Source organism: Alkalimarinus alittae (genome assembly GCF_026016465.1).
In the GTDB taxonomy this organism is placed as follows: Bacteria; Pseudomonadota; Gammaproteobacteria; order Pseudomonadales; family Oleiphilaceae; genus Alkalimarinus; species Alkalimarinus alittae.
Map to the genome: position 1 here is coordinate 3289111 of NZ_CP100390.1, position 14054 is coordinate 3303164.

At 43.1% G+C, this 14054-nt stretch carries 10 protein-coding genes; 1 reads left to right on the forward strand and 9 read right to left on the reverse strand.

The window, feature by feature from the left end; all coding sequences use genetic code 11:
* Positions 1-24: 24 nt before the first annotated feature.
* The 7 genes from NKI27_RS14910 to NKI27_RS14940 form a co-directional block, all read right to left on the reverse strand.
* On the reverse strand, positions 25-1299 hold the full coding sequence (locus tag NKI27_RS14910; RefSeq protein ID WP_265046827.1) for a DEAD/DEAH box helicase: 1275 nt from the start codon (positions 1297-1299) through the stop codon (positions 25-27).
* A 184-nt stretch (positions 1300-1483) separates the two neighbouring features.
* Entirely contained in the window at positions 1484-1993 is a 510-nt protein-coding gene (locus NKI27_RS14915; RefSeq protein WP_265046828.1) for a hypothetical protein, read from the reverse strand.
* A gap of 173 nt (positions 1994-2166) precedes the next feature.
* Entirely contained in the window at positions 2167-3099 is a 933-nt protein-coding gene (locus NKI27_RS14920; protein WP_265046829.1) for a DUF6160 family protein, read from the reverse strand.
* 391 nt (positions 3100-3490) lie between these two features.
* The gene (locus tag NKI27_RS14925; protein WP_265046830.1) at positions 3491-5392 is read right to left on the reverse strand and encodes a choice-of-anchor D domain-containing protein; all 1902 of its coding nucleotides are present in this window, start codon (positions 5390-5392) and stop codon (positions 3491-3493) included.
* A 441-nt stretch (positions 5393-5833) separates the two neighbouring features.
* On the reverse strand, positions 5834-6787 hold the full coding sequence (rlmF, locus tag NKI27_RS14930; RefSeq protein ID WP_265046831.1) for a 23S rRNA (adenine(1618)-N(6))-methyltransferase RlmF: 954 nt from the start codon (positions 6785-6787) through the stop codon (positions 5834-5836).
* Between the two features lie 34 nt (positions 6788-6821).
* The gene (locus NKI27_RS14935; RefSeq protein ID WP_265046832.1) at positions 6822-7769 is read right to left on the reverse strand and encodes an acyltransferase; all 948 of its coding nucleotides are present in this window, start codon (positions 7767-7769) and stop codon (positions 6822-6824) included.
* Between the two features lie 192 nt (positions 7770-7961).
* Positions 7962-9470, reverse strand: coding sequence for a RimK family protein (locus tag NKI27_RS14940; RefSeq protein WP_265046833.1), 1509 nt, complete (start codon positions 9468-9470; stop codon positions 7962-7964).
* A 199-nt stretch (positions 9471-9669) separates the two neighbouring features.
* Between NKI27_RS14940 and NKI27_RS14945 the strand changes: the two genes are divergently transcribed.
* The gene (locus NKI27_RS14945) at positions 9670-10782 is read left to right on the forward strand and encodes a GNAT family N-acetyltransferase/peptidase C39 family protein (RefSeq protein WP_265046834.1); all 1113 of its coding nucleotides are present in this window, start codon (positions 9670-9672) and stop codon (positions 10780-10782) included.
* Positions 10783-10812: 30 nt separating this feature from the next.
* Here NKI27_RS14945 and NKI27_RS14950 read toward each other — a convergent pair whose 3' ends face one another.
* Together NKI27_RS14950 and NKI27_RS14955 are read right to left on the reverse strand one after the other, a co-directional pair.
* A complete protein-coding gene (locus tag NKI27_RS14950; protein WP_265046835.1) occupies positions 10813-12633 on the reverse strand; it encodes a DEAD/DEAH box helicase in 1821 nt (606 codons plus the stop codon).
* Positions 12634-12654: 21 nt separating this feature from the next.
* A complete protein-coding gene (locus NKI27_RS14955) occupies positions 12655-13959 on the reverse strand; it encodes a BamA/TamA family outer membrane protein (protein WP_265046836.1) in 1305 nt (434 codons plus the stop codon).
* Positions 13960-14054: the final 95 nt, after the last annotated feature.

Genomic DNA, 14054 nt, shown 5'->3' on the forward strand with positions numbered 1-14054 from the left:
AATCTGATCAATATTAGTATTGTATTATTTTTTATTCCAAGGATTATGCCCGCGCGCATTTTCACCTGATCGTTGACCATCTTTATGGTCAACTCTAGGTGGTCGAGGCTTTTTCGGCTTTTTAGGTTTGATAGGGCGAGTATCTAAACGGGTCACACGAAGCGGGTTAACGGGTTCAAATCCATCAATTTCTTTACGTGGTAATAACTCGCCAATCAAACGTTCAATATCTGACAGCAACTTAAGTTCATCAGCGCATACTAACGATACCGCTTGACCACTGGCACCCGCTCGTCCGGTACGACCAATTCGATGAACATAGTCTTCGGGTACATTAGGTAAGTCAAAGTTAACCACCTGTGGCAACTGATCAATGTCTAGCCCTCTAGCAGCAATATCGGTTGCTACAAGTACTCTAACAGTACCACTCTTAAAATCGGCCAGCGCTTTTGTGCGAGCGCCCTGCCCTTTATTGCCGTGTATCGCGGCTGCGGTAATGCCTTTGGCTTCAAGCTGTTTAGTTAGGCGGTTTGCGCCATGTTTAGTTTTACTAAATACCAATACTTGCTGCCATTTATTATCTTGTACAAGTTTGATTAGCATGGCTGATTTCTTAGCCTTGTCTGCAGGGTACACCCACTGCTCAACGCTTTTAACAGTCGTGTTGCGAGGAGAAACAGAAATCTCTACTGGGTCATTCACCAACCCTTTAGCCAACTTGCGAATATCATCTGAAAAAGTGGCCGAGAACATGAGATTCTGTCTATCTTTAGGCAAAAGAGCCAAGATTTTCTTAATATCGTGAATAAAGCCCATATCTAACATACGATCGGCTTCGTCTAGCACAAGTATTTCAAGCTGCTTAAACTTAACTGCATTTTGACTATATAAATCAAGCAGTCGGCCAGGCGTTGCCACCAGCACATCGACCCCTTTACGCAGCTTCATCATTTGTGGATTAATCTTAACACCACCAAAAACGACAGCAGACCTTATGGGTAAGTTTTTTCCGTAGGTCGCAACACTTTCACCAACCTGTGCAGCCAACTCTCGTGTAGGCGTCAACACTAATGCTCTTACTTGGTTTGTTTGAGCCCGCTCGCCTTCTGAAAGCCGTTGTAATAAAGGCAATGTAAATCCGGCGGTTTTCCCTGTGCCAGTCTGGGCTGCCGCCATTACATCTTTACCCTCAAGTACAGCCGGAATGGCTTGCTCCTGAATAGGTGAAGGTGTGTCGTAACCTTGTTCGGCTACGGCTGCAAGAATAGGGGCTGATAGACCCAGGGAATCAAAACTCATAGAATGTTCTCGTGTTACTGCATACAGAATAAAAAGCCACCATTGCGGCGGCCGTGCAGCTTACAGGATAATAGTATTCAGCGCTATGAAAATAGCAATTATAAGACAAACCCCAGAGCAAGAGAGGAGCTAAAAATACACGTTTTATTCTGTTTTTAAACGGTTCATTATTTTTATCTATCGGCTACTTTGACAACGGCAAGTCAGCAGACTCACCCATTTCTTTTAATGTAAACAGTTTAGGCTCAGCTCGGGCGACATTACTGTTACCCCACTCCAGTTTATTATCTGGCCCATTCAATATTTCAGCGGCAAACGATTCAGCAAACCCCGTTTGGTATTCCAATTCCACACCTAAATACATTTTCTCATCGTTTATTTTTTTAAATTTATAGGCAACAGCAACACCCGCAATTTGACCGGTATTAACCTGTGAATTCAGCGTTTGCCAAATAAGTGGAATGATTTTATCGGGATTTTTTGCAACCTGGCCAGGCTTAGCGTACCAAACATATTTAACGCTTCCATCCCGAAAAAGAGCCGCACCATAGGGAGAAAAGTCTCCGTAAGAGTCCTCTAGGGACTTAGATTTTTTCAATACATTAGCGAGCAGGTATTTTAGATTTGTTTGTGACTCTTGCTCTGCCGCTTCAGCCTGTTGCTGCGTTACTTGCGATTCGAGGTCCTTGGCCATTAGCATACCCGAGAGGCTTGCCATCAACAGCGCACATAGGACAGACATCTGTTTTATGGTTATTTTTTTATCTATTCTCATCGGTAATATTTATAGCATTCTGATAGATTTCGATTAAACAAAAGGCCTCCTATGGAAGCCTTTTGTCATTAACCCTTAGAGTAAAGCAGTCATTAGTGACCGTAAACTAATGCTGTACCCGTCATTCTTAGATCCGTCAAATATACGCTACCAATAGCAGAGCCACCAATAGTGATATCTTCAAAATCGATATCCGCTTCAAAGTTTTGCAACTCAATTGCTAAACCGTTTATACCTTTAGCACTTGTTCCTTTGTTTACATTAAGCTGTGCGTGTGCCATTGAATGGCCTTTATCGTCAACCGCTAACCAAACCTTGTCAGCACCACGGCTGTTATGGATAGCAATTTTGGTTTCAACACCCATAAAAGGAACCTTCAACGAACCTTCAGCATTGAAGTACGTCGAAATATTCATGCCGCCACCATCGCTATCAATAAAAATTTCTGTTGGACCAAAGTAACCTGAAATTTTAAAGTCAGAAATCAGTACGGTTCCAGTTGATATATTACCAATTTCTTCAGTTGATTTACCAAGACCAACAGATCCTATATCTAAGCTATAATCAACTTGGTTAAGAAGGTTGGTAAAGTCAGTAGCACTAACAGAAATCAATAAGTCACCATCTGATAAAACAGGTGCGTCATAATGACCACTCACCGCACCACCGCCAGATACAACCACTGACGCTAAATCAATCAATGTCTCACCCATGTTGTTTCTGCCTAGGTCAGAGCCATCTCCAACAACATCCACCATGATCTGAATGTCATTTAAGATGCCATCTCCAGTACCACCAAATGCACCGGTGCCACCCGTAAGCTTAACGTCTTTTATAGATATAAAACCACCATCTTTATAATCGACGGCACCCATTTTTACTTCTGCTGAGTGAATATCTATCGTTAAACCCGCTTGACCGGTTGTATTACCCAATACAGTATCATCTAATGAAACCATATCTGCATGAGCTGTTGATGCTGCAGCGATCGCCGCAACTAACGCTATTTTCTTCAGGCCTTTCATATTACTCTCCATGATTGAAGCTTATTTTATTTTTTGATGTATCTTATGCTTATCTACCCACTGATCTAAAAACATGTCAGTTAAGCTATCACAATGCTATTAGGCTTTTTTTGCATTAATTAGTCATTGTTAAAATAGGAAGTAGTTTTGTTAAAAACGGTAACTGTGACCACCATTAATACGAATTGTGAGCCACTTCAAAATAATCACGAGAGGAATTCAACGGGGCCAGTTACAGCGAGCAGATTTTAATCTCAGTGTTTTCAGTAAAAGAGAAGGATTGTGAAGCAGGTGGGCATCTATTGAACAAAAAAAGCGCCTCCCCGAACGGGAAAGCGCTTAAAGTATCAGGCTAATTCAGCCTGATGAGCTATCTTAAGGAGAAAGCGAATTAATCTAAGATAGGGGCCATATCTAATTCAATGGTATTACCCGCACCTTCTAACTTCTTGCTAAGGATACTGGTTAATAGCCCACAGTTTTCAATAGCCGGCATATCATAAGTACCTGTAACTTTTCCGCCTAACAATGGATTAAAGTTTTCTCCATCAAGCGAGGTTACAGTGAATGTTACTGGTTCTACTGTGCGGCAATTTTCTCCACCACCAATTTTCCAGTTAATCCACCCAAACATAGTTTTTGTAACTTTTGGCAACTTAACATAAGCAGTAGAAACCGCTGTTAACTTACCATCAATCAATGTACCTACGGTCTCGCCAACCGGCTCAAATTCAATCTGAGCTGTTGCTAGGTAAGTCTTCCAACCTTTAATAATTTCAAAGCTACCTTGAGTCGGATCAAGTAGTAAATTACCGACAAACGTACCTGACGCTAGATCGAAATTATTGGTAATAATACCGTTTAGAGGAATCGTACCGTGGTTTGCAGCGATATAAGATGACCCGCTCACATTGTAGTTCAGCTCAACGCCAATAGGGTCGACTTCACAGCTAGCAGGGTCTTCAACACAAGGGTCTATAACACAGCTATCAGGATCTAACTCACAAGGGTCAACAATAATCACTTCGCCCACACCAGATAGTGCTACCACTGAGCTTGGCTCATCCGCATCATCAGATGAAATGGTAACAGTACCTGTGCTTGCACCTTCGTTTGCAGTGTAAGTAATTTCTGCTGAACAGCTAGCGCCTGCGGCAACGGTTGTACAGTTATCGGCAGTCTTAACGAAACCAGAACCAGCAACATCTAAACCTGTTACTGTTAATGCTGCACCACCAATATTGTTAACGGTAAGCACTTTAACGGCACTTGTGCCTGCTTCGATAGTTCCAAAGTCAATAGACTGAACAACATCAATTTCAGGGAACACTTCTACCTCACCGGTACCCGTCAATGCCACCTCAAGAGCTGGGTCATCTAAGTCATTTGACTCAATAACGATCACAGCATTCTGAGTGCCTTCTTCTGACGCATTGTAAGTCACAGTAACAGTACAAGTTGACATGCCAGGAATCGTTGAACAGTTATTATCATGAGAGAAGAAAGAAGCATCTACGCCACCAATACTCATCGCACTGATAACAAGTGGTAATTCACCCGCATTAGTAATGGTAATAGTTTTGCTTGTCTGCTGTCCTAACTGAATCGTTCCAAAGTCAACTGCAGCTTGATCAACTTCGATATCAGCGGGCACTTCTGGGATAATAATATCAGGTCTAACTTCAAAGCTAGTAAGTACATTCTGTTGACCCGGCACCAGTGCACAATCAGCAACAAATTGACCTACAGGATCAGGAGCAACTTGACCGTTCGCCTTAAGGTTAGTTAAGTCCAAAACAAGGTCATCGACGGCCAATGAAACCGTACCAGTATGAGACGTATCAAATGCCTGAGCGGCTGCATAGCCAGATGCCGGTACGTCAAATGGTCCTGATTCACCTGTTGGGATAGTGGTCGTCTCTAGGACAAGGTGTGCGTTATTAGTAATATCGCCCACAACCGTTTTAAACGTATTTACACTAGTAGCGGTACCCGTAATAGTGGTTGCATCAACAATACTTAAGCCCAAACGCGCTTTGTCAGGAATAAGGCTAATCGTGTCTATAAAAATCTCACCCAACACTGCGTTACCGGTTTCATCTAGAATCAACTCTTCTGGATAGTCTGCAGTAATAGTAGCAGTGATCGTTTGATCACCAATCAATGGAAATGGACATACGAAATCTAACGCTTTAGTTACTGGCGCTGCCATCGCCACGTTATTAGCGGCCATAAGTGCCGCCCCTATTACCGCTGCCCTCAAGGGGTTCAATTTAAAGTTTGTTACTTTCATGCTTTTCATCCTGTGAATTCTGTTACCAAAATTATTATTAGAAATCCCATAAAGCCCTCCACAGAAACTACAACTTACTGACCAACCTTAAAAATAAGTTATGTGCCCGTCCTGTGGAGCAACAAATTTGGCCTGGAGGAACTTGCTGCGTATTTGGCTTTTTTTGACTCAATTAGTCATTATCAAAATAGGAAGGATTTTTGTCATAAACGGTATATGTGAAGAGCAGCCACTTTATTTTGTGATCAATGTCATAATTTGGTGACAGTATCTCAACAAGAGAGAAAGGAGTTACATTAATATTTGTTTACAGTTGTACGTCAAAAAATGATAGCTAAGCTTTCTGATTTTGAGCCGAAAACTAAACCGTCAGTGAGTAATGGCGTTATACTAAAAATGATTTTCTTAAACATTAACGCGGGCGGTCTTGCATATTTCATATCATTTATGCGGAAAGCACCAAGCAATTAAACGACTAATCTTTTGCCCTTGGCTCATTTCTATAACCTTAATCTCGTTAACGCCTAACTGAGTTAATAAGGCTTTTATGGGTTTAACGTTTTCGCTTTTAGAGACTAAACTGGTAAACCAAGCCACCTGATGGCCAAATCCAACACTTTCTTGCGCCATGCGAGTTAAGAATGCAATTTCACCACCTTGACACCAAAGTTCTGCTTTCTGCCCCCCAAAGTTAAGCTTTGACTCTATTTTATTTTTGGCTAGACCTGTGCCTGATGAATGCTTATTGAGGTTATTCCATTTACGTTGGCTACCCGCTTTAGCCTCGGCTAAAGAAGAATGAAAAGGAGGGTTGCAAATCGTCAAAGCGAACCGATCGCCCGATTTAATAACACCCTGGAATATGTTATCGGTACTCTTCTGAAGTACAACGTCCACCTTACCCTTTAAAACCTTATTAGCATTAACGATAGTGCTTGCAGCGCTTACTGAGACAGGATCGATATCAGAAGCGACGAACTCCCAGTCGTAACTTTGGCTTCCAATAATAGGATAAATACAATTGGCTCCCGTCCCCACATCTAGCACCCTAATGGGCTTAGCCAAAGCACTTTGTATGACCAAGTCTGCTACGTAATGAATATAGTCTGCTCGACCAGGAATAGGAGGACACAGGTAACCGTTAGGAATGGTCCAGTTCGTGACATGGTAGTAATGAGCTAGCAGGGCTTTGTTCAAGCAGAGAACCGCTTTTTCATCACTAAAATTGATCGTGTTATCACCCTTGGGGTTCGGCTTGATAAAGCGATTTAACTCCGGACAGGCTTTACACAGCGCCATAAGATCATAGCGCCCTCGATGAGGGTTTCTTGGGTGAAGGTCACCTTTTTTGGTGACCTTCTTTACTGACGATTTTGAACCTCTAGTCGATTTCAAGTTATTCCAGTATCAGTTGAGTAGACGTAGCGTTTTATTGGTGAAGTTGATTCAACCCGCTAGCCATAGATACAGCATTAGATTTTGCCGCGTTAACTTTAAGTTGCTCGATTAATTCATCTTTCTCTTGCCAAATATTTTTTATCCACACCTGAAACGCTGCTTTAAATTCAGGGTCTTGAGAATAATCCTTACCTCTTAAAGCTGAAGGAATAGCCACCTTCTTTACATCAACCACGATGGTTTGAATTTTACCCGTAAGTAAACCCCAAACACCATGAGGCCCCTCTGGATAGTATATTGTAATATCTAACATGGTATGCATTTGCTCCCCCATGCTTCCCATCACAAATGCAGCACCACCAAACTTGGGGTTTAGTAGATTTTTATAAGGCGATTGCTGCTTAGCATGCTTTGCGGGGGTAAACCGAGTACCTTCCAAAAAGTTAAAGACTGCCACTGGCGTTGTCTTAAATTTACCACACGCTTTACGCGTTGTTTCTAAATCTTTACCTTTCATTTCTGGGTGCTTTTTTAGGTACTCATTGGAGTACCGTTTCATAAATGGGAAGTCGAGCGCCCACCAACAAACACCCATAATCGGCACCCATATCAATTCCTGCTTCAGAAAAAATTTGAGCATTGGGACTTTTCTATTAAGCACCTTTTGCACGACAGGTATATCAGTCCACGACTGATGGTTACAATTCACAAAATACCAGTCATCCTTCTTAAGTGCTTCAACACCCGATATTTGCCAATTTATGCGTTGTGTTAGTGAAAGAATGGCGCTATTACAGGCAACCCAACTATTTGCTATGGCTATTAATAATAAGGTCATCGATTTTCGAATGATCGATATGGGCAGTACTAGCTTTAGAAAAGTACCTAATAGCAGAAAAGGAAGCCAAAAGAAGGTATTGGTGATAACCAATATAAATGCAAATACACCACGCAACCAGCTAGGAAGAAAGCTCAACATACAGTATCTCAACCATAATCATAAACAAAGTGCGGCCAATTTTACGTGGATATACCAAAAAACTCAACAAATCAGCGTACAGTCGTACCCCAAAATAAGAGTCCGACTGTGCACTCAGATGTCACTTTAAACCATAAATTACTCACACGCTATCCTACGCAAACCACTCAGCTTAAATCAGCTGTTAATTTCTTATTTTTTACTGCCTCTTAATTCCATCCTTCGCAAGAATTCTGAAAAAATAGTTTTATACAGCTCATCGCCTAAATAGTGATCTTCAACGCCACTATCAATACTAGGATTGTCGTTAACCTCGATCACGTAGCCAGTGCCATTTTTTTCTTTGATGTCGACACCGTAAAATCCATTTCCGATAGGTCGGGTTGCCCTAATGGCCGCATCTAAAACGGCCTTTGGCGCCTCAAAAGTAGGTAAGGTTTCAAAGTTACCTGAAGCAGTTTTCGTCGCTCCATGCTGATATATCTGCCAGTGATTACGCACCATATAGTAACGACAAGCGTAGATAGGCTTGTTGTTTAAGACACCAATTCGCCAGTCAAATTCGGTATACAGAAATTCCTGCGCGAGTATCAGCGTGGACTTTTCAAACAGTCGCGCCAACACGGCTTGAAGCGCTTCTCTATTACTCACTTTTTCCACGCCAACCGAAAATGCCCCATCAGGTATTTTAAGCACCATAGGGTAATCGAGTTTAGCTTCTAATAGCTCTATTTGAAGCGGCTTGCCTTTGAACAATAACTCCGTTTGCGGGGCTGGCACCTTGTTATTGCGAAATAGATCTGCCAGATAAATCTTATTGGTGCAGCGCAAAATAGATGTTGGGTCATCAATCACCACCATCCCTTCCATTTCAGCCCTTTTAGCAAAACGATAGGTGTAATGATTAATCGATGTCGTTGCACGAATAAAAAGACCATCGTATTCAGGTAATCGAAGATAGTCTCGCTGAGTAATCAGCTCACAATCAATACCCAATGACTTACCCGCGGCAATAAACCGCTTAAGTGCTGTTTTATTTGACGGAGGGAACTTTTCTTCTTCATCTATAAGAATAGCCAAATCATAACGAAATTGTTTTTTAGAACGTCTTTTACGCCAGACCTTAAGGCTAAACTCATCCAGCGCATTAGCAAATGCGGTTTCATCGCTGTCATCAAGACTATGATGACTTCGAATCTTGAGCATATCGACCTTCCACCCTTTGTCATAAACAAGCGAGATTTCTAATACTGGGCAAGGGAAATGTTCAAACAGCTTTCGTGCCAACTCAGTATATTCGGGGTTAATGGTTGTTCCGAAAAAACTAACTATTTTAAGCGCCCCGTTAGTTTCACCAGGCGGACTTTTTTTAGCCAGTAGTCCCGGCATATAATCCAGTTCCAAACGGTAAAGTGCGCGTTTACTCAGATCATTGAGCGTGCGAACTGAGGGAATAACCCCATGCCCTCTGGCTTCGGCCAGCAAGGAGCAATAATACCCAGCTGATAAATAACTGCTATTTCGGCATAGGTTGATAACCCTAAGGCGCTCACCCTTCCCTTCTGCCCGCTTATTACTTGCGTCTTCACCACCCGTATTGTAACTACCGTCTAGGTACTCTTCGAATGTAACGACATTTTCGCTGGGATAGTAGGCTTCCCAATCAGATTTATTCTCAATAATTATTAGCGTATCAGCCATGGCGTTTCCGTTCCTAATGAAGCGCTTATTCTGCGACTAAGTTCGGCCACAAACAATCCTCTTTATGCAAAATAATTTGTATATTTTCGTTCTTTCTTCAGCTCGGCAGGAGTATTCTTAGACAGTCATATCAGGGCTTAACAAATGTAGCCCCATAAAATAACTCTCGCTACTCAACACTTGCTGAGCAAACAATAAGATGAGTCAAAAGCAGATCACTATAGAGCCTGCAGAACTGGAACAGGTAGAGTCATTACTGCAAATTGAGCAGAAGTGTTTTACGTCTGATCGCTTAAGCAAACGCAGCATGCGTCGCTTTATATTAAACGAGCAAGCGGTATTTAACGTCGCCATGTCTGACGAGCGCTGCGTGGGTTATATTCTAATTATTTTTCATCGAGGCACGCGGCTCGCCAGACTGTACTCAATTGCCGTTGACCCAGCTTCTCGTGGCCAAGGGATAGCTAATCAGCTCATGAAAACGGGAGAAGAAGAAGCTAAGCGGCATGGCGCGTTTTACTTTCGACTAGAGGTTAACCCTACGAACACGGGCGCAATTGCGCTCTATAAGTCACTCGGGTTTATAAAGTTTGGCGTATTACACGATTATTATGAAGACCACAGTGACGCATTACGCATGCAAAAGCGTATCCGTTACAAAGACCAAGCCTCGGTTCATACCGCCTTACCCTGGTGCCGCCAAAGCACACCCTTTACCTGTGGCCCCGCGGCACTCATGATGGCGATGTCTGGCTTAGACACCCACTACTCTCACAGCCAAAATGATGAACTACAGATTTGGCGTGAGGCGACGACTATTTTCATGACATCAGGGCATGGCGGCTGCCACCCTCTTGGCCTTGCACTCTCGGCCAAAAAACGAGGATTTCGAGTTGAAGCCTGGATCAATCAGCAACAACCATTATTTGTTGACGGTGTACGCAGCGAAGATAAAAAATCAATTATTGAAAGGGTTCACCATGAGTTTGTACGTCAAAGTGAAGCCGAAAATATAGTGATTCATTATGAGACTATTACACAGGCAACATTGATTGACGCCTGCAACAAAGGCGCGGTGCCTATTGTTTTAATCAGTACCTTTCGCTTTGATAGAAAAAAAGCACCGCACTGGGTTGCTGTAAGCGGCTATGACGATTATTGCTTTTATGTGCATGACCCTGATCCCGACGACAAACACCAAGATCAGCTTGACTGCCAATATCTACCCATAGCGCTGCAAGACTTCGAACCCATGTCGTCTTTTGGCGCAAACAGGCTGCGCACCGCGATTATATTGTATCCCTCTGACTGATCACTCTCTCAGGGCATACAAGGAGAAAGGCTAGATTTCGTTAGCCTTTCTATAGTTCCCTTGATAATCAAATATTCGTTCTTTTACGCGCCAAACGGGGCCTGCGCTTTTGCTAGCGACCTTTCTGGCGACTACATAGTCTGGAGCAGTAAAGGCGTCGGCTGCCATAATGACCTGTTCAACAGATGCAAACTGTTTAGGTGCTGCGCCTTGCTTAAATCGTCGCCCAAACTGCACATTAAAAATATGCCGTTGACCTTTATGAGTAAGATCAAATAACTCTTTTAGCTCAACCCCATCCTCATCATGATAAACAATTTTTAGCCGCCCATTACTGTCTTCAAAGGTAACGCCTGCGCACCGTATGACCATGGCATTTTTAAGACGAAGCGCGGCTTTCAATTGCTCATCAGGATCTATCATTGCTTCATGGCAAGCGTTGCACTCTCGTGCCGCGATATCATTTTCTGCACCGCAATGACGGCATTCTTTGAAGCGAAAGCGGTAATCGCAGGGTATTTTTACGCCCTCATCATCTTGCTCATATCCCCAGCATTTACGACCATAATGTTCGATCAAATGTCCGTCTTCATCGGTTATTCCCCAGAACGTATTCGCGAACTCACAGCTGGGACAATGCACCATCACCGGTACGCTTTCAGACGTCGGTTTAGGCGCGCCAACCTCTGGGTAAAATAAATCAAAGCCATTACCTGCATAATCAATCACCAGACAGTCCGTTTTGCCTTCTGATAACCGTAAGCCACGCCCGACTATTTGCTGATAGAGGCTCACCGACTGTGTCGGCCTTAAGATAGCGATCATATCAACATGGGGGGCATCAAACCCAGTGGTCAATACCGCGACATTCACTAAAAACGTTAACTCGCGAGACTTAAACCTTCTAATCAGATCATTGCGTTCTTGATGGGGTGTATCGCCGGTGATCAATGCCGTTTTATCTGAATTCAAATATCCCGTTATTTCTTTTGCGTGGTTAACACTGGCCGCAAAAATCATTACGCCCTGACGCTTAGGCTCACCCTCAGCCAGCGCGTTAACCTGTTCAATAATGCCTTGCGTAACACGTGGATAGCGAGACAGCAGTTCATTGACTTCACGTTCATTGTAGTGCCCGTTGCTATTCGCATTAAGGCTAGAGAAGTCATAATGAGTAATGGCCGCATCAACAACCTTCGGTGGTGTTAAATAGCCATTTTTGATCATGTAATTTAACGGAAGTTCATAGATGCAATGGGTAAATGGGCGCGCATCATCTGCTCGGGTATACCCATGATAATGATACCGGTAGATCCACCCTATGCCCATTCTATAAGGTGTTGCTGTCAACCCCAGTACTTTCAAACCTGCATTATGCTGCTTTAATTTGCGAATAAGTTGAAGATATTGGCTTTCGTTTTTCGAGGTATTTTTTTGTTCGTCACCTGCTATGCCTTCATTGGATTGCTCATCAACCTCGCCACTAACACGATGACATTCGTCAATAATGACAAGGGAGTAGGCTTCAGAAAAGACATCCAAATTGCGAGCAACCGATTGGATACTCGCGAAGGTCACTTGTTCAGATGTGCTTTTTTGCTTTAGCCCTGCTGAATAAATACTGGCCGTAAGCCCATAACTCTCATATTTGGCATGATTCTGTTCGACCAGCTCTTTTACATGGGCTAATACTAAAATCTTACGCTTGGCTAATCGGGCTAGCTCAGCAATCACCAAGCTTTTACCCGCGCCTGTCGGCAACACAATAACCGCTGATTCATCACTCTTTCTAAAGTGCTGAATGGTCGCCTGAACGGCATCACGTTGATAATTTCGTAAAGTAAAAGCCATATTTTTATTCGGTCGTAGGTATTAGAAAGGGTGATCAATCATAACCCAAAGGCTTCCACCCTCTTCTGACCCTGCAACATCTGCTCGAACAATTAAACCGGCCATCATCGCTCTAAGAGAAACGCCCCCATCATATTTCAAATCAGATAAGAGCGTCTTAGCGGTATACTCTGGAGCAACCCTGCCCGCTTCAACAAAGGGTACTAACTGTACCCAGTCTAATTTTAAGAATCGGAGCCATTTTACACCTGCCGCGGGGTTATATTTTAAAGTGTACCGGTATTCCGCTGACATGTAGATGGCGGCTTTATCATGAAAGCGATTTTGGTTATAGCCCCGCATTTTATAGAAACCACCCAAGGTTGCGCCTTCATTATAGGGAGGGGCACTCTTTATACGCTGCTGACCCTCATCGCTATACTCTACCTCCCAGGTGGGTGAGTATCCCGTCCAGAAGTTCAACGCGATGATCCTCTGATAAGCATGTTCAGACTCACCAAAGGAATAATACTTACTAGCATCGAACTCAACAAACGTCCACTGATGATCTGATTCAAACCATGCGGCATCATGACTAATAGAAATATACTGCTTAGACCCTGTAGATGGATTCAAGGGGAAGTCGGTATTATCGTAGAGCAAGCCTAGCTCAATGGCATGAACGGCACCGTCTAAAAAACGGTTTTGCTGTTCAAAGCTTTGGTAGCGGTTAAACTGTCTTAACACAATAACTGAGGCACCACTAGCCCATGGATTCCACTCTTCTCCACCGCTAGGCTCAGAAATTAAAAGGCCATTACGTGTTTTATAGTGAATAAATCCTTTTTCTTTTGTGGCCCCCATAGGTAGTGAGAACTCTAACTTCATTTCCCACCAATTTGATGAACCATTTGCTTCAATATAATCGTCTAATGATGAATCGTTACTTCCTGCCACTGGTGATGAGTGGAACTCAGATTTTGGGTTTCCATATGCCCGCTGATCAGGGTAATACCCTGCCATCCCAACAATACTGAAATATAGCCGATCAGTTCCGGGTAACCTAAAGTTCCATAATCCTGCTCCCAAGCCATGACTCACCTCCCCACCAAATCCGGCAGCTCCAACCGTCATCTGGTCCTGGTAATAACCACTGGCCATCATTCCTAACCCTAGGTTTAACCCCATCGTTTCCGTTGAGAACGCAAAAGGTAAAATTAAACTTTCGGCCGATTTATCAGCCGTTTCAACTCGATCAACAGAACGTTTAACATTAGCTGAAGTCGAGGCAAACAAGGGGGCGGATCCCCCCCAAAAAAGGGCGATAAGGGCGATAAATAAAGGCATTTAGAATCTCTAAGGTTGTGTTATCAGTGTCATGACACATGTTGAAAAACTAAAGCAGTAAAGACCCCATAGCTTAGAACACATACTCAATGATG